Source organism: Pseudomonadales bacterium, assembly GCA_041395665.1.
In the GTDB taxonomy this organism is placed as follows: Bacteria; Pseudomonadota; Gammaproteobacteria; order Pseudomonadales; family UBA7239; genus UBA7239.
Window position 1 is genome coordinate 397,672 of record JAWLAB010000002.1, and the last position, 18,166, is coordinate 415,837.

The window sequence follows — 18,166 nt, forward strand, 5'->3', positions numbered from 1 at the left end:
GTATATCGGACACAGCCGTCACTATGGCTTGATGTTAAATCGATAAATATCAATACTGCCCGCCACTGCATCAATCGACCGATGTTCCGCCTGAGCATAAATCTTACCTAACGCCCGCGCCGCCTCTTCTGTCGCTGCACTGCGCAAGGCGACATAGTAGAGCGAAGTGACCGCAACCCGCTGACGAAGTGACTGCTGGAGGCTCGCCGCACTCGATGCAGTCTGATAACGACGATCTGCCCAGCTTTCATCAATAGGCAACCCGCCCAACTTCAAATACTGCTCCAACCAAGTGTTTGCCGTTGCAATTGCCGCTGAATCATGTGGTGCTTGCCCAAGCATTTCCTGCATTTGCGTCACCACTTGATAGGCCGGCGTGGCTCGCATACGCGCCTGCGCGGCCTCGTCTACAATCGGCGACTCCTTAACGAGGAATTTCAGAATCGATACATCACCAACGCTAGTCTTCACCGTCTTCTCTGCTGCCAAGCGATAGTGCAACTGCAGCATCAACTCCGCCCCCTCTGCGTTGGGCTCTTGCAATGCTAAGTAGTACAAAGTGTCGATGGTCGGATGCTCATCCATATAACGATACACGCTACCCACCTGCGCATTCACTACATAGCTACCCTCTTGCCCTTCCGGCACGACCACGCCGTTGCGCTTTAAATACGGCAACACCCAATCATGGGTATACAACACGCGATAAGTGGAGGGATCTTTTTGTCCAATATCACGCGCAACCCAGCGCGCAATATCGTTACTCGGATTGCTGCCCGCTACTTTTAATTGCGCTTCATCCGGCTCTGCCTGAAGATCAAATTTGTAAACATCAATGGACCCCGCTTCGATGGTAGCAGAAGCTTTTGATAGCAACTGATAATTGAGCATTAGCGGGATTAATGCCGCCTGAGCATTGGGCTCACGCAGAAGAATGTAATACAACACCTTTTTCTCTTTGTGTGCATCAAAGTACTTCATCAGTTCTGGGAACTGCTGTGACACAAAATAGTAGCGATTTCTTTTCTTTTGCTCATACGCAATATTTTTTTGTCTCAAGTAATGCTCAAACCATGGATGTGTCATCACAACAGAGTAGGCTGTGTCCTGTGGCATTTTATTGAGATCCGCTTTAACAATATCAACCGCATCACGCACGGGATCCTTGTCAAGATTTTTATAAAGACCAGATTTCACATTTGCATTAATGGTCCACACGGAATAAATAACCACAGAAAGCACAATCAAAGGCTTTTCCCAATAACGACCAAGCAATGCCAATAGTTGACTACCCAGCCAACCAACCAATATCGCCTCTAGCACCATAGCCATTAAAAAATAGCGTTTTTCAAATAACGGAGTTGCTATCAGCGACTCCACATAAAAAGCCAATACAAAAACAACCATCAACAAAAACAAACTGCACACTGCCAACAGCTGCCGCGACATGCCGCGTCGCATGTAAGTCCAGACACTCGCAGCAATAGTTAAAAATAATGCTGAGAGGTGAAAAGACATATGCCCATCATCAGGCGCCAATAAGCGCTGCAAGGCAAAGTACGCTTCTTTACCTTCAGCCGAAGCGGACATCACCCAGCTCGACGGCGTATGCACCATGTTGTTATACATAATCCCTAGCCACGGCGAATACAGCAGCACAGGAATACCGAATAGCAAACCAAGCTCTTTCAAGGAATAGCGTTTATAAAATACCCACAAAATGCCTACCAACAAAGCTTCTGCACACAAGAAAACAAAGCCAGAGTAATGCAGATACAACAAAATAGTTGTTGATACCAAAAATCCAATTTTATGTTTTCTCTGTGGCTTATCGGAAAAGAGAACTTCAAATAGGCAAATCAGATTCCATAAATTAAACACAATCAACATACTGTAAGAGCGCGCTTCTTGACTGTAATACACCGCGTTATAAGCGCTTGCCACCACCGCTGTCGCCATTAGCGCCGCACTCACACCAAACCAGCGGCGACAAAAAACAAACACCAAAGGAATCCACGCCATGCCGAATAACAACGCATGGATACGCACGCCAAAATCGGAATAGCCTGTTATCGGCAATGTAAAATACATAAACGAGAGATAGCCGGGTGGATGGCCATCGACCAACATATTTTCACGCCATGCATCCACAAAAGTTTTATAGCTCGCAGTGACTGCATATAACTCATCACTCCACAAGCTTTGTCTATCAATGCCGTAAATACGCTCTATTGCAGCAACAATGAACAAAAAAGCCAGCACAGGCAGAAACCACTTCGAAGCGGTTTCTTCTTTGATTGCAGATGGACACTCCAAGATTTCTTTCACAAATAACTTCCTTGTTTTTTCAAGTAGTCACTGCAATTTGCCGCAGGCTTGCCGTTGGGGATTTCTACCGTTGAAAAACGCGTCACGCGAAACCGTTTCTTATTGGCTACACACACGGTTTGATATTGACTAGAAAATGCCGCGTAGACAGGGCCAGAGGGCGCAATGCCGCCACCACCATAAAACTCCAAATAATAAAAATCACGGCCAACCACAGGGTTAACCGCACCAAACTCCCCACTATTTTTTATCAATATCGTATTTTTTTGCGTAACATTTAACTTATCCAGATAAAAATTAAATAGCGAGCTATTGGTAAAAATTATTCTTTGCCCGCGCATAAATTCACTATCGCCTGCAATAATTTCAGCTGCCCACTCAAACCCTCTATCGCCTTCTTTTTTGATGCCACCAGCATACACACTCTTACCCGCGTTAACACCTGACTGAAATACTACAACCACAAAAATACAAATACCTAGTACACCATGCCTCAACCACGGAATACTAATGCTACCTATGGCATAGGCAAAAAATTCAACTATCGGTAATGCCAGTAGCAACCAACAAAATAAGAAAGACCTCGAATCTAAAAATCCAATAAACAGCATTGAAAAAAACGAACAAGCAATCAAACCTGTTGATATCGCTAAAAATATTAGATTTCTTTTTTTATACTTTCCTGTAACAAATAAGAAAAATATAGCTATCGACGAAACAAGTAGCGCTAATAGATTCCAATAAAAAATACCTGCATCCACTTTTGAAAAGAAAGGCACACGGGAAAAACTTGTTGCGTTTACCCAAAACACACCCAGAAGATCATTTTTTAATACCCAGTTAATTTTTTGAGACAAAGTGTACAAATACGGTAAGGCGCCCAAAAAAACAGGGAGCCACAGCCAACGCAGCAATTTTTTTCTATTCTCCCTATCCACAAGAAAAATGACTGCCAAGCCTTCAATAACAAAAAATATCAAGACCGTTGGGTTGGTATAAAAAGCTAGCAGTGCCGTAGTCCAAAAAGCCAACAACACACCTGCATGGCAGCCACTATCTGGAGACCAACACAACTTAAAGGAAAAATCACCTTGCCCAATATCGACCTTCAAGGGGGTGGATTGACGATTTTCTGCAAACACCACACAACAAAAAAAATACCAATGCGCCATGCAAAACAACGCAAATAGACTGTACGGCGTTACCGATCGATCAATCAAAACGCTTTGATAATCTACGGCTACTACAACAGCTGCCAACAAGCCTGTCAGTGGTGACAAAAAACGCGCACCGAGAGAGTACAGCGCAAAGATTAACCCCACTCCAACAATGGATGAAAAAGCACGCACAAAAAAATCCACCGATGAGGTCATATCAACGAACTGGCATAACAGCGTGGGATACATAAAAGGCAAGCCAGTTTTACTTGTGTATTTTTCTGTCATGGCAAACCAGCCATCGGCATTACAGAAAGAAACATTGAATAAGCCTTCTGCACTAATGCTGTTCTGCCCTAGCGCATAAAAACGCAGGCAGGCCGCAATAGCGAGCACCAGAATCAACCAGTAGGTGTATTCATTGCCGTTTGTTGTTTTACTGTCTTGCATGCAATGTCCTTATTAGGCATTCATTTATTTTTTTTGATTATTGATTACTGAGGGCAGCGCAAACAACCACACCGCCACCACCAGCAATGAAAAAATCTGCACACTAGCCCATACCCGCCACGCAAAATATGCTGTGATTTGTTCGACCGTGGGATAAAACACCGCACTCGTTAAAGGCAGTAGCGTGATGGATAGTATCAACCATTGCTTCTTGAACAAACACGCCACCAGCAACATGACCGCAATTATCGACCACGAAAGATAATGATCCCAAGTCAAAGGCCCCGCAAACAACGCGCAGAAAATCGCTACCGCGCAACCGCTGGCAGTCACGGAATATTGCTGAGTGGCACGCTCACGCCACCAGTACACAACAAGCAATGCAGCACTCACTGCAACACCCATCCATTTCCACGCACCAATGCCGACTGCAAATGATCGCCAGTTGGTTTCTTCTGTAAAAAGTCGCGCCAGTGCCGCACCGAGTGATTGGTTTTGTGGATTGAGCGGGCTATCGCTCAATACTGGGAGCACCGCTGTCACAAAATGCAATAAATCGCGTCCGTGAGCAGACGAAAGCGACAGCAACAATCCCAATGCAATACAGCCACTAGCCGCCAACAACATGTGCCACTGCCGTTGCAACACGCAATACAACAACAACCACACGGGGCTGATTTTTAACAGCACAGCTACGCTAACAGTTGCGCCTGCCCATACCCATTTTTCTCTGCTCACTAAAAAAATAGTTGCAGCAAGACTTAATAAAATCCAAGCATCCACCTGCCCTAAAAAAACAGATTCACGGCTGGCATTCCAAAAACTCAAACACAATAAACCCGCAACCCACGCCACTGTGCGTTTTTCTTGCGGCAACGCCAAACCCGTTAACAGCACAGCACCCAGCATGGCGAGCGTTGCACAAATGCGATACACCAACACGCTCACTTCAAAAGGCAGCAAAGCAAAGGGAATATGGAAAATAGCGGTGGTTGGCAAACCAATATAGGAAGTGAATGGACCGTTAAAAATGCGCGCGCCCATTTCTGTCTGCGTCATGGCTAATTGATGTAGTGCCGCACGATCGTACAGCGAAATTCCTTCAAGTAATCCTAAAGCGGCTGTGCGATTGATCGCAAAATCCCAAGCGAAGCCGTGAAAAGCATGCTGCCAAAAAATAAAAGCGCGATACACAAAAAGCAGCAGCAAAGCCGCCAAAAAAATAACACGCTGTGTTTTATATGTATCGGCTCTCATTCCATGCCAAGCTGCATTGGATATTATTCAGCCCATCAAATGTGCTGCACATTCTCGATTTCGTATTCAACATCGCCCGCCGGCGTCTTAACTACAACGATGTCGCCCACTTCTTTACCGATCAAAGCGCGTGCAATCGGCGATGTCAGTGAAATTAATCCTAAGTTTACATTGGCTTCGTATTCACCGACGATTTTGTAAGTCACACTGGTATCGTTTTCACAATGAATAATGGTGACTGTAACACCAAAAATCACTCTGACACCCACAGGGATCGTACGGATATCAATAATTTGCGCGTTCGATAAACGACCTTCAATGTCTTGTATGCGCCCTTCCAAAAAACCCATCTGCTCACGCGCGGCGTGATACTCCGCATTTTCTTTCAAATCACCGTGCTCACGCGCTTCAGCAATCGCTTGCGATACCAAAGGTTTTTCTTTTTTCAATTTATCCAGTTCAGCGCGCAGTGCTTCTGCGCCTTCAACCGTCATCGGAAATTTTGTCATCTCACACCTCACCTGAGATTAATGCGCGATTCACGCCGTGCCGTGCAGTGTTTGTAAACGCCGCACGACAGTGTCCGCTTTCATTTGCAACGCCATAGAAGACGCTTCACCGCCAGCCAGCGTGGTGTTGTAGTACACCTTGTGCTGCAACGCCGAGCGACGAATGGTGGAAGAATCCGCAATCGCTTGGCGACCTTCTGTGGTGTTGATGATTAACTGAATTTTGCCATTTTTAATCATATCGACAATGTGCGGACGGCCTTCCGTCACTTTGTTGATGATTTCCACTTCCAAACCCGCCGCTTGCAATTCACGCGCCGTGCCGCGTGTGGCAATTAAATTAAAGCCGCAATCGCGTAAGCGTTTTGCTACCGACACAATGCCCGCTTTATCCACTTCACGCACGCTAATAAACGCGTTGCCGCCGTTACGCGGCAATTTTTCGCCCGCGCCGAGCTGCGCTTTACCATAGGCTTCGGCAAAAGTTTCGCCGGTGCCCATCACTTCGCCGGTGGATTTCATTTCTGGACCCAGTATCGGATCCACCGTTGGGAACTTATTAAAAGGGAAGACCGCTTCTTTAACACTGAAGAAAGTTGGAATAATTTCTTTAGTGAATTTTTGTTCTGCCAGTGATTTCCCTACCATGCAGCGCGCAGCAACTTTCGCCAGTGACACACCGATACATTTCGACACAAACGGCACGGTGCGCGACGCGCGCGGATTTACTTCGATCACATAAATGGTGTCGTCTTGATACGCCAACTGCACATTCATCAAACCGACTACATTCAACTCACGCGCCATTTTTTTCACGGTTTCGCGCATTTCATCTTGCACAGTTGCAGGCAGAGAATACGGCGGCAGCGAACAGGCAGAATCACCAGAATGCACGCCGGCCTGTTCGATGTGCTGCATGATTGCGCCGATCACCACTTCTTTACCGTCAGATACTGCATCGATATCCACTTCAATCGCAGCATTCAAAAAGCGATCCAACAACACAGGCGCATCGTTCGACACTTGCACCGCATCGCGCATATAAGTTTTTAATTCAGATTCTTTGTAAACGATTTCCATCGCGCGGCCGCCCAATACATACGAAGGGCGCACCACCAAGGGATAACCAATTTCAGTCGCTTTTTGTACCGCTTCTTCCGCAGAGCGCACCGTGGCATTGCGCGGTTGCGTCAGCTGCAATTTCTCAATCATTTTTTGAAATTGTTCGCGATCTTCGGCGCGATCAATTGCTTCCGGTGTCGTGCCGACAATCGGCACACCCGCTGCTTCCAAGGCGCGCGCCAACTTCAACGGTGTTTGACCGCCGAATTGCACAATCACGCCTTTGGGATTTTCTTTGGCGACGATTTCCAACACATCTTCCAAAGTCACCGGCTCAAAATACAGGCGATCGGAAGTATCGTAATCGGTAGAAACCGTCTCAGGGTTACAGTTGACCATGATGGTTTCGTAACCATCTTCGCGCATGGCCAATGCCGCGTGCACGCAACAGTAATCAAATTCAATGCCTTGACCAATACGGTTAGGACCACCGCCCAACACCATGATTTTGTCACGCTGACTGGGATTGGCTTCGCACTCTTCTTGATAAGTGGAATACATGTACGCAGTGTCAGTAGCAAACTCCGCCGCGCAAGTATCAACGCGTTTGTAAACCGGACGCACATTGAGCGAATGACGCAGCTCACGAATTACTTCTTCTTTCACATTCAGCAATGTAGCGAGACGCGCATCAGAAAAACCTTTGCGTTTTAACAAGCGCAAATAATCTGCATTCATGTCATCCAGTGATACTTCCTGCACCGCTTGTTCGTAGCGCACTAATTCAGCAATTTGCACCAAGAACCAGCGGTCAATGCTGGAGACCTCAAACACTTCATCGACTGACATACCGAGACGAAATGCGTCAGCGATGTACCACAAACGCTCAGCGCCGGCGACTTTCAATTCACGACGCACCACATCCAAGGCTTCTTCTTCGCCTTCTTCCACTTGTGGCAAACGCGATTCAAAACCAGCAGAGCCAACTTCCAAACCGCGCATCGCTTTTTGCAGCGACTCTTGGAAGTTGGAACCAATTGCCATCACTTCGCCGACCGATTTCATTTGCGTGGTTAAACGCGGATCAGCATCGGGGAACTTTTCAAAAGTAAAACGCGGCACTTTCGTAACCACATAATCAATCGACGGCTCAAACGACACCGGCGTTCTACCGCCCGTGATTTCATTTTTTAATTCATCCAGCGTAAAACCGACTGCTAATTTTGCGGCGACTTTGGCAATAGGAAAACCTGTCGCTTTTGATGCCAAGGCAGATGAACGCGACACACGCGGATTCATCTCAATCACAATCATACGACCCGTGTCAGGATTAACGGAAAACTGTACATTCGAGCCGCCGGTTTCCACACCGATTTCACGCAACACCGCCAAGGAGGCATTGCGCATGATTTGGTATTCGCGATCGGTCAATGTTTGCGCAGGCGCAACCGTAATAGAGTCACCGGTGTGCACACCCATCGCATCAAAATTTTCAATCGAACAGACGATGATGCAGTTATCATTTTTATCGCGCACCACTTCCATTTCGTATTCTTTCCAACCGAGCAGCGATTCATCAATCAACAACTCGTTGGTGGGCGATAAATCCAAACCGCGCTCGCAAATTTCGACAAACTCTTCGCGGTTGTATGCAATACCGCCGCCAGAACCACCCATGGTGAACGACGGACGAATAACCACAGGAAAACCAAAACGATCGAGAATTTGTAACGCTTCCTCCAAAGAGTGCGCGATGCCGGAACGCGCGGTATCCAAACCAATCGCTTTCATCGCCTTATCAAAACGATGGCGATCTTCCGCCTTATCAATCGCATCCGCCGTGGCGCCAATCATCTCCACGCCGAATTGTTGTAGTACACCTTCGCGCGCCAAATCCAACGCGCAATTCAACGCGGTTTGTCCGCCCATAGTGGGCAGCAACGCATCCGGTTTTTCTTGCTCAATAATTTTTGCCACCGTGCGCCATTCCACTGGTTCGATGTAGGTCGCGTCCGCCATCGCGGGGTCCGTCATGATCGTCGCGGGGTTGGAGTTGACGAGAATGACGCGATAACCCTCTTCACGCAGTGCTTTGCACGCCTGTGCGCCGGAGTAATCGAACTCGCAGGCTTGACCGATGATGATGGGGCCAGAGCCGAGAATTAGGATGGACTTGATGTCGGTACGCTTAGGCATTTTTTTCTCCTGCTGTACGGCTTTCCGCCATCATCGCAATGAATCGATCGAACAAATCGGCCGCCTCGTGCGGACCGGGACTGGCCTCGGGATGGCCCTGGAAACTGAAAGCAGGCACATCGGTGCGCGCGATGCCCTGCAAGCTGCCGTCGAACAGCGATTTGTGTGTCACGCGCACCGTGGCGGGCAGCGTGGCTTCATCCGCCGCAAAACCGTGGTTTTGGCTGGTGATCAACACTTGTCCAGAATCGAGATCTTGCACGGGATGGTTGGCGCCGTGGTGACCAAATTTCATTTTCAAAGTCTTAGCGCCAGAGGCGAGCGCGAGCAGTTGATGGCCGAGACAAATACCGAACAGCGGCACTTTGGCATCGATAAAAGACTCAATCGCGCTGATGGCGTAGTCGCAGGGCTCTGGATCGCCAGGGCCGTTGGAAAGAAACACACCGTCCGGTTTCATCGCCAACACTTCGCTGGCCGGTGTTTGCGCCGGCACTACGGTCACTTCGCAACCGCTCTCCACCAATAAACGCAAAATATTGCGTTTCACGCCAAAATCGTAAGCGACCACTTTGTATTTTGGCTGCGCACTGTCATTAAAGCCCACACCCAGCTGCCAAGTGCCTTCGTTGAAGGGATAGGCCTGCTTGGTGCTGACCACTTTCGCCAAATCCATGCCTTTGATGCCGGGCCAAGCGCGAGCCAGTTCTAAGGCTTTCGTTTCATCAATTGCATCACCCGCCATCAAACAGCCGTTTTGCGCACCTTTCTCACGCAGCAACCGCGTCAAGCGGCGCGTGTCGATATCGGCCAAACCGATCACATTGTGGCGTTTGAGATAAGTAGAAAGATCTTCTTCACCGCGAAAGTTGCTGGCGAGCAGCGGTAGATCACGAATGATCAAACCGCGACACCAAACGCGACTCGATTCTTCATCTTCAGGATTACAACCGACATTGCCGATATGCGGATAAGTCAGCGTGACGATCTGCTCGGCGTAGGAAGGGTCTGTCAGAATTTCTTGGTAGCCGGTGAGCGCCGTGTTGAACACCACCTCACCCGTGGAAACACCTTCAGCACCGATGCTCGTGCCGCGAAAAATACTGCCATCAGCTAGGGCGAGCAGGGCGGGTTTTCTGGTTAGAGCTATCACGCGTATTCCCCTTTAGTTTGCCGATGGTACTTTTATGCTTTCTGCAGGCGCAGCAACAGACACCTATTGCTAGGTAAGCCATTGAAATCATTGAAAACTTCCGAAGAGTGGCTTAAAAAAAACGGGCTGAACTCGCGCTCATCCCGTTTTTTTGAAATCTTTCACTGTGCCACTGTGGTCTCTCGTCTTCAGGTTGCTACCTGAGGGCGCATTCTACGGGAAAGGGGGGATGGGTGTCCACGCAAAAAGCTAGGCAAAGCTCCGTCGATCAGGCATATTGCCAAAAGAATTCTGTAAAAAAGACCTCTATATGAAAGTGCTTGATCGAACCGGCGAGCAATACAAAATTATCAAGCATGAGCGCCATTACGCCGATAACCTGACGATTGTTGGCGTAGAGCCTTACCTAAAATGCGGATTTCGCTGTTTTTATTGCATTACAGATAGCCAAGGTAAAACCCAGCCTATCGAACCCAGCTTAGAGCAATTTCAGCAGCGCTTTTTAGCGGAATTAGAAAATTTCTCAGACGATCGCTTTTTATTTGGCATTAGCCTAGCTACGGATTCTTATAACGATATCGAAGAAAAATGGGGTTACACCCGCTGGGTTATAGACGAGCTCACTCGCCGCAACCGCCGCATTTACATCACAACCAAAAGCCCATTAATTACACGCGATATTGATCTCTTCAAGCGTGTATCGCCTGAACGCTGCAAACTGATTATTTCATTTACTGCGTCGACTTCTGAGCTTGCCCGTCTAGCAGAACCACAAGCACCACCGCCAGAGGATCGTCTTAAAGCCTTGCACACGCTACACGACGCAGGGCTCAACGCTTGTGTATTACTGGCACCGTGGATACCAGAAATTAGCGACACAGATCGTCTGCTGTCGCTATTTCCTAAAGGCATCAATGTTTTTTTTCAGCCGATTGAATTGGGCGACGACTTTGAAGAAGTGCTCGACCAACAACGCACACAGTTCAGCGCAGCATTGTTTATGGGAAAGCAATGGACGCAGAATGAAATTAATCGCGCTTACATCCACGAGTGCAACACGGTTGGGAAAAAATACTGGAAAGATTTTGCGATGGAGTGGCGACACCCCATCACACTGGCAACACACGCAGACAATTCCGGCTACTTAAAGCGCATGAGGCCTGGCAGATTCGACCCGGATCAATGGGTGCAAGAACACTGGATCACGCCCAAAATTCCTGCTGCCTCGTTATAAACTAATCTGCAAACTCCTGCCCCATTTTTACTGCATCACCCGCTTCCACTTCCCATTCCAAATCACTGGATTTACGAAACAACACAATCGCTGTCGAACCCAATTTGAAACGCCCCATCTCTGCACCTTTTTCAAGATGTACCGGTGTGGGCGCATTCACAAAATCTTGCGTTTCAATTTGACGCAAACGCGGCGCCACTTGCCCAGCCCACACTGTTTCGATGCCAGCTACGATCATTGCGCCAACCAAAATTACCGCCATTTCGCCGTATTGCGTATCAAAAATAGCCACTAATCTTTCATTGCGCGCAAACAATCGCGGCACATTGTCTGCTGTAGTGGCATTCACAGAAAATAAATCACCAGGAATATAAATACTGCGCAACAAACGCCCTGCAACTGGCATGTGTACGCGATGGTAATCACGCGGCGATAAGTACACAGTGGCAAACAAGCCCTCATCAAACAATGCAGCCAATTGCTCATCGCCGCCCAATAATTCTTGCGTAGTAAAACTTTGGCCTTTCGCTTGGAAAATACGACCATGTTTGATTTCACCTGCTTGGCTGATCTGTCCATCAGCAGGGCAGCAAACATCATCCGATAAAGGGCGCATTCCTTCAGCCAAGGCGCGCGTGAAAAAATGATTGAAGTGGCGATAGCTTCGGTAGTCCTTCTCCTCCGCCTCATTCATATTCACATTAAACTGACGGATAAAGCTTTTAATCAGAAAGTTTTTTAGCCAAGGCGTTTCGTTTTCCGCCAACAAACCCACTAAGCGCGACAAAAAATGTTGTGGCAATACATACTGCAAAAGAATAAAAAGTTTATTCGACAACGAAGCATCTTCAGAAAATTTCATAAATGACATTAGGGATTTTCTCCTGTGTGAATAGGCAGACTATCACTGTTGCCCCATTCTGACCACGAGCCGGGGTAAGCCGCAATGTTCGGATAGCCTAAACTTTTGGCGGCGAGATAAGTGAGCGCAGAGCGACGATGTGTTTGGCAATGCGTGACGATACTCTTATCCGGCGTGATGCCTTTTTGCTGCAAATACTGCGCTAAATCTTTACGGAAGCGCATCGCATTCGACGCATCCAATAACTCCACCCACTCGCAATGAATGGCGCTAGGAATATGGCCGCCGTGTGCCGAAACTACTTTTGCGCCCGTGTATTCATCGCGTGATCGCGCATCCCATACCAGAAAATCTTTTGCTCCGAGCTGAGCATTAATTTCATCTGCCGTCATCAATAATTTTTTATCCACGGATAAAGTACGCGGCGCAACAGATGCAGGTGTATTCTCGCCCGACTGCAAAGGAAAACCAGCTGCTGTCCACGCAGTTTTTCCGCCGTTCAAAAAAGCAGTTTTTTTGTGGCCAATGACATCCAGCGTCCACACGAGGCGCGCGGCCACCAAACCGTTTTCATCGTCGTAGCACACCACTTGTGTGTCTTCTGCTAAACCCATTTTGGCGAACAGTGCTGATAGATGCTCAATTGACGGCAACAAACCCATGGCTGGTTTTTCACTGCGCACCAGCAATGACGCATCCAAATGTATCGCGCCGACAATATGACCTTCACGATATTTTTCAACATTACTTAAATCAATAAGTAAAAAATCGTCGTTATTAAAATTTTTTTGTAGCACATCAACTTCAAGAATAACTGGCAGTGATTCGCTCATGGTTTTTGTCCACACTGAAGATTGGCAGGCACTGCCACATCCATCCATTTTGGATTTGCCAGTTTTAAGTTGCTCATTAGCGTGACATAAGCCGCTTCATTTTCTACCTGCAAACGCGGGTTATGTGCTTTTTCTTCGCCAATAGTGCTTACCGTCCAGCCCTTATAGTCATGCGCTGGGTACACACGCGTACTGTCACGGAATTTTAAGACCTTATCGAACAAACTGCTGTACTGCTGATGCGCATTCCCATTTTGAAAATCTGTGCGACCTGTGCCGCGAATTAACAGTGTATCTCCCGTGAACAACCAATTTTCCTGTCCTACATCCAACAAAAAACAATAGGAATCATCTGTGTGTCCTGGTGTGTAAATCGCTTTCAGGGATAGCTCGCCAAAATAGATTTTTTCGCCATCATGAAAACTTTGACTAATGCACGCTGCTCGCGCCGGCTCCCCCATCATGCTGCGACAACCTGTTGCATCGCGCAACGCACCCAATGCGGTTATGTGATCTGCATGGACATGCGTATCTAGCGCCACGACCAAACGCAGATTTAATTCACGCAACAACTGCAAATACTGTTCGGTGTTATCCACCACAGGGTCAATAAGAAGCGCCTCGTTTTTTTGTGGACATCCTAGCAAGTAGGTATAAGTGCCACTCTCTGCATGAAATAATTGCCGGAAAATCATGGAGCTGTCCTTTATCAACAAATTACTGCCAGTGTTTTCAAATTTGCAGCGAGCGCCACAGCACTAAAACAGCCATAACGATAATAGCAATAGCAAAAACTCGCTGTAGATGTGCGCCAGCTAAATAACGAACAACCATGCTGCCAGCAATCATGCCCACAATACCACCGACAGCAAGCAGCCCAAGCTGCCCCCAATTGATCGTGTGCACTGCAATGTGTGCAAAGAAACCACTGCTTGAAATAGCGGCAATAATAATTAGCGAAGTCGCCACGGCGTGACGCATCGATACGCCATTCAATTGATTTAAAAAAGGCACAATCAAAAAGCCGCCACCCACACCAAACAGCCCAGACAACAACCCCGTCATCATGCCGCCACCGGTCAACCCCGCCATACAGCGCGGCCGCCAATCGAAGCGGCCTGTCTCGCTCAACTTGCACAACAGCGGCTCTGGTGGCTCGGCTAGGCTGTCACCGGCACGCACCACGCGCGCCAATTCAGGGCGCCGAACGCTTTGATAAAGCATACGCACCGCTATAACCAAGGAGAGCAAGGCAAATCCCGTCAACAGTAGCGAAGCAGGCAGCAAAGTAGCGAACCAACGCCCCCAAGGTGCGAGCAAGGCACCGCTCACGCCAAACAATAGCGCAGGAATCCACAACACTTCGCGATGAAGGATGCGCTGAACGGCGCCATAGACGCTACTCACTGCCACCACACCCAGCGCTAGGCCGGTGGCATCCGTTGGCTCCAGATGCAGTAAAAACAACAGTAACGGCACAGCCAGAACAGAGCCTCCCGCTCCCGTTAGACCGAGAACAAGCCCTATCAGTATGCCAACCACTAACAGCACGACGCTCAACTCGCGCCTTTATTTAGGCTGATTCCACGGCATTTTCATCAGCAACATTGCCATGCCACACCAGTCCGTTACGCCGGCAAAAACCAAGCCCGCGCCGACAAAAGCCGAAATACCAATAAAAGCAGGATGAATCAACCAGCTCAGCAATACACCCAGCAACACCAAGCTGCCTGCCGCGATGCGCACTTGCCGCTCAATAGGCAATGGCGCGCCCGCTGGCAACGGATGTAAAGCGGCTCGACCGCCCTCCACCACCAACAAAGGATTTGGCACCAAGGCTTGCAACTTTTCTGCCGCTTGACGCGCACGCATACCTCGCGCACAGAGCAACACCAATTTTTTATCTGGCGATAACTGATTGGCTTGCACTAACTCGGCCACTTTTTCAGCACTCAAATTGCTCAGCGGCCAATTACAGGAGCCACTCTCGCAACCCGCTGCATATTCCGCTATTTCACGCACATCAATTACAAAACAGTCTGGCGATTGCTGCAGTTCACGAAAACGCGCAGTACTAATGCTTTCAATAGAAGACGGTTGTGTCATAAGTCACCTCTAAAAATATGCCAGTAAAGTTTTAGTGATCCCAGTGTATCCAGCCAAAATGTGATGCCAACAAAATCAACACACCAAACACAATGCGATACCAAGCAAACACAGTAAAGTCATGCCGCTGTATGTAGCGCAATAAGCCGCGAATAGCGATCATGGCAAACACAAAAGAACTGATGAAGCCTGTTAGAAAAATATCCGCATCTTCCATGCGCAACAACGCACGGTTTTGAAAAACATCAAAAAAAGTGGCGACGAACATAACGGGGATAGCTAAGAAAAAAGAGAACTCCGTTGCCGTTTGACGCGACAAACCAAAAAACAAACCGCCGATAATCGTTGCGCCTGAACGCGAGGTGCCTGGCACAAGAGAAAGTATTTGTGCCACGCCAACTTTCAGCGCATCACGCCATGTCATTGCATCCATGGTCTGCACGCGCACAGGAGTAACGCGCCTTTCAATCACTAATATCAGCACTCCGCCAACGACTAACGCGCAAGCAACGACGATCGGATTAAATAAGTGGCTCTTAATAACATCAATCAACAAAACACCAACAAGCGCAGCAGGCAAAAAAGCCACCACAATATTTAAAGAAAACTTCAGCGACGATGTGGATCGCCACTCTCGTATTACAGAAAATAATCTTTCTCGATAAACCCAACACACCGCGAGAATTGCACCGAGCTGTATCATGATTTCGAACACCGCACGGCGATCTTTGTCGAGAAAATTCAATGCATCGCCAGCAAGAATTAAATGTCCCGTGCTGGAGATTGGCAAAAACTCTGTGACTCCTTCCACCAAGCCCATCGCCACAGCTTTCAATAACAACAAAATATCCACAAAATTCCTTACAGCATTTACAGAGTTTTGATCGCGTGCTGCGCGATCATCAATTCTTCATTGGTGGGGATAACCCACACAGAAACACGACTGTCCTCTGTGCTAACGCATTGCTGATGTTTGGCATTAGAAGCTGCATCAATATCAACGCCCAACCAAGCACAAGCTTTGCTGATTTTTTCACGAATGATTGCTGCGTTTTCACCGATGCCCGCTGTAAATACCAGTGCATCCAAACCACCTAGCGCAGCTGCCAGCGAACCAATTTCACGCGCAATGCGATAAACAAATAATTCAACCGCAAATTGTGCGGATGCTGAATGAGATTCCAACAGCTCTCGCATATCACTGGACTCACCTGACACACCGAGCAAGCCGGACTGCTGATACAACAGCTTTTCAATCTCGTCAGCGCTCATGCGCAGTGCATTCAACAGATACAAAATCACACCCGGATCAAGGCTGCCACAGCGCGAACTCATCGGTACGCCATCGAGCGCAGAAAAACCCATCGTCGTTGCCACGCTTTTTCCTGATTGCATAGCGCACAAACTCACGCCGTTGCCAAGATGCAACACCACCACTTTTTTATCAGTGAGTTCTGGCGCAAAACGCGGCAGCGCAACGGAAGCGATATATTCATAAGACAAACCATGAAACCCGTAACGCCGCACACCTTTTTCTGTAATTGAGGGCGGCAACGCAAACGCACTCGCCACAGTAGATTGTGTGTGATGGAACGCCGTATCAAAACAAGCAACCTGAGGCAGGTCAGGGAATTTTTCAGAAAAAAGTCGGATCAACTTCACATTGTGCGGTTGATGCAGGGGAGCTAAGTCACAGAAAAACTCTAACTCTACCAAAATATCTTGTGTGATTCTTACAGGTTTTTCATACACGGCCCCGCCATGCACCACACGATGCCCTACGGCAATCATTTTGTATTCCGCAGCAAACTCCTGCAAAAAATCATTCAGATAAACAATTGCCTTTTCATGACCTAGCGGCTGATTATCTGGCCACGCATATTCGCGCAATACACTGCCTTCTGCTGTTTTTGCTTTGAAACGCGAGGTCGAAAATAAGCCATCCAATTGACCATTGAGCAATAAAGCAGGCACCCCTTCTTCTACGGCAAACAAAGAAAACTTGATGCTAGATGAACCTGCATTCAAAACCAGAATGGCATTACTCACGCAGTATGACCTTGCAAAACTTTTTTATTATTTGCTGCAACGACTAATACAGCCACAGCGCAAGAAGCCAAACGCGAAGTAAGCGAATCCGCACGACTCGTCAGCACAATCGGCACGCGCGCACCAAGCACAATACCCGCAGCATCCGCATCCGCCATAAACGTTAAACTTTTTGCCAACATATTGCCGGCTTCTAAATCTGGCACCAATAAAATATCGGCTTTACCTGCCACCGCCGAATGAATTTTTTTAATTTGCGCCGCTTGCAAATCAATTGCGTTATCCAATGCCAGTGGGCCATCCAATAAGGCACCGGTAATTTGCCCGCGCTCCGCCATTTTGCATAATGCTGCCGCTTCAACCGTAGAAGGCACTTCAGGATTGACCGTTTCCATCGCCGATAAAATTGCCGCTTTCGGTTCTTTAATACCCAAGGAGTGTGCAAGATCAATCGCGTTTTGCAAAATATGCATTTTGTCTTTCAGCGTCGGGAAAATATTGATCGCACCATCCGTCACAATAATCGGATGATCCAAACTCGGCACATCCATAATGAATGCGTGACTGATACGGCGATCCGTGCGCAAACCGGTTTGAGCATTGATGACAGCAGCCATCAATTCATCGGTATGCAAACTACCTTTCATCAACATCTGCGCTTTGCCTTCACGCACCAAGCAAACAGCATGGTCAGCCGATGCATGACTGTGCGGCGTATCAATCAATTCAAATGTGCTGATATCAATTTTCGCCTCTTGCGCTGCCGCTGCAATTCTTGCCGCAGGACCCACCAAAATCGGCACAATCAAACCGAGCTTCGCCGCCTCCACTGCACCACTCAGCGATACCGCATCACAAGGATGCGCCACCGCTGTTGGCACAGGCGCTAAACGCTGGCATAAACGAATGAGTTGCTGATATTTTTCGCGCTGTTTGCCCATTAAAAATAACTCCTAAATGCAAGCGCTTT

At 47.9% G+C, this 18,166-nt stretch carries 15 protein-coding genes; 1 reads left to right on the forward strand and 14 read right to left on the reverse strand.

Annotation, left to right across the window (positions count from 1 at the left end):
• Window positions 1-21: 21 nt before the first annotated feature.
• From R3E63_04475 to carA, 6 genes are read right to left on the reverse strand one after another with little or no spacing between them, the layout of a single operon-like run.
• Window positions 22-2,328: a glycosyltransferase family 39 protein gene (locus R3E63_04475; GenBank protein MEZ5539209.1), complete on the reverse strand. Its 2,307-nt coding sequence runs from the start codon at window positions 2,326-2,328 to the stop codon at window positions 22-24.
• Window positions 2,325-3,935: a hypothetical protein gene (locus tag R3E63_04480; protein MEZ5539210.1), complete on the reverse strand. Its 1,611-nt coding sequence runs from the start codon at window positions 3,933-3,935 to the stop codon at window positions 2,325-2,327. The genes R3E63_04475 and R3E63_04480 overlap by 4 nt, the downstream gene beginning before the upstream one ends.
• Before the next feature lie 24 nt (window positions 3,936-3,959).
• Window positions 3,960-5,192 carry a glycosyltransferase family 87 protein gene (locus R3E63_04485; protein ID MEZ5539211.1) on the reverse strand — a complete coding sequence of 411 codons (1,233 nt, stop codon included), beginning with the start codon at window positions 5,190-5,192 and terminating at the stop codon, window positions 3,960-3,962.
• 35 nt (window positions 5,193-5,227) lie between these two features.
• Complete coding sequence (gene greA, locus R3E63_04490) at window positions 5,228-5,701, reverse strand: transcription elongation factor GreA (GenBank protein MEZ5539212.1); 474 nt, start codon at window positions 5,699-5,701, stop codon at window positions 5,228-5,230.
• Window positions 5,702-5,731: 30 nt separating this feature from the next.
• A complete protein-coding gene (gene carB, locus R3E63_04495; protein MEZ5539213.1) occupies window positions 5,732-8,959 on the reverse strand; it encodes a carbamoyl-phosphate synthase large subunit in 3,228 nt (1,075 codons plus the stop codon).
• Window positions 8,952-10,109 carry a glutamine-hydrolyzing carbamoyl-phosphate synthase small subunit gene (gene carA / locus R3E63_04500; GenBank protein MEZ5539214.1) on the reverse strand — a complete coding sequence of 386 codons (1,158 nt, stop codon included), beginning with the start codon at window positions 10,107-10,109 and terminating at the stop codon, window positions 8,952-8,954. The genes carB and carA overlap by 8 nt, the downstream gene beginning before the upstream one ends.
• 313 nt (window positions 10,110-10,422) lie before the next feature.
• On the opposite strand from carA, the gene R3E63_04505 reads away from it, so the two are divergent.
• Window positions 10,423-11,346, forward strand: a complete 924-nt coding sequence (locus tag R3E63_04505) for a radical SAM protein (protein MEZ5539215.1) — start codon at window positions 10,423-10,425, stop codon at window positions 11,344-11,346.
• A 1-nt stretch (window position 11,347) separates the two neighbouring features.
• On the opposite strand, the gene asd is transcribed toward R3E63_04505, so the two are convergent.
• From asd to R3E63_04545, 8 genes are read right to left on the reverse strand one after another with little or no spacing between them, the layout of a single operon-like run.
• Complete coding sequence (gene asd / locus R3E63_04510) at window positions 11,348-12,184, reverse strand: archaetidylserine decarboxylase (protein MEZ5539216.1); 837 nt, start codon at window positions 12,182-12,184, stop codon at window positions 11,348-11,350.
• A 32-nt stretch (window positions 12,185-12,216) separates the two neighbouring features.
• Window positions 12,217-13,041 (reverse strand): rhodanese-like domain-containing protein, encoded by an 825-nt coding sequence (locus R3E63_04515; GenBank protein ID MEZ5539217.1) that lies wholly within the window; start codon window positions 13,039-13,041, stop codon window positions 12,217-12,219.
• A complete protein-coding gene (locus R3E63_04520) occupies window positions 13,038-13,736 on the reverse strand; it encodes an MBL fold metallo-hydrolase (protein MEZ5539218.1) in 699 nt (232 codons plus the stop codon). Before R3E63_04520 ends, R3E63_04515 begins: the two co-directional genes overlap by 4 nt.
• Before the next feature lie 37 nt (window positions 13,737-13,773).
• Entirely contained in the window at window positions 13,774-14,592 is an 819-nt protein-coding gene (locus R3E63_04525) for a sulfite exporter TauE/SafE family protein (GenBank protein MEZ5539219.1), read from the reverse strand.
• A gap of 18 nt (window positions 14,593-14,610) precedes the next feature.
• The gene (locus tag R3E63_04530; GenBank protein MEZ5539220.1) at window positions 14,611-15,147 is read right to left on the reverse strand and encodes a rhodanese-like domain-containing protein; all 537 of its coding nucleotides are present in this window, start codon (window positions 15,145-15,147) and stop codon (window positions 14,611-14,613) included.
• Window positions 15,148-15,178: 31 nt separating this feature from the next.
• Window positions 15,179-16,000 carry an undecaprenyl-diphosphate phosphatase gene (locus R3E63_04535; protein ID MEZ5539221.1) on the reverse strand — a complete coding sequence of 274 codons (822 nt, stop codon included), beginning with the start codon at window positions 15,998-16,000 and terminating at the stop codon, window positions 15,179-15,181.
• A 17-nt stretch (window positions 16,001-16,017) separates the two neighbouring features.
• Window positions 16,018-17,196 (reverse strand): acetate/propionate family kinase, encoded by a 1,179-nt coding sequence (locus R3E63_04540; protein MEZ5539222.1) that lies wholly within the window; start codon window positions 17,194-17,196, stop codon window positions 16,018-16,020.
• The gene (locus tag R3E63_04545; protein MEZ5539223.1) at window positions 17,193-18,137 is read right to left on the reverse strand and encodes a phosphate acetyltransferase; all 945 of its coding nucleotides are present in this window, start codon (window positions 18,135-18,137) and stop codon (window positions 17,193-17,195) included. The genes R3E63_04540 and R3E63_04545 overlap by 4 nt, the downstream gene beginning before the upstream one ends.
• Window positions 18,138-18,166 lie beyond the last annotated feature (29 nt).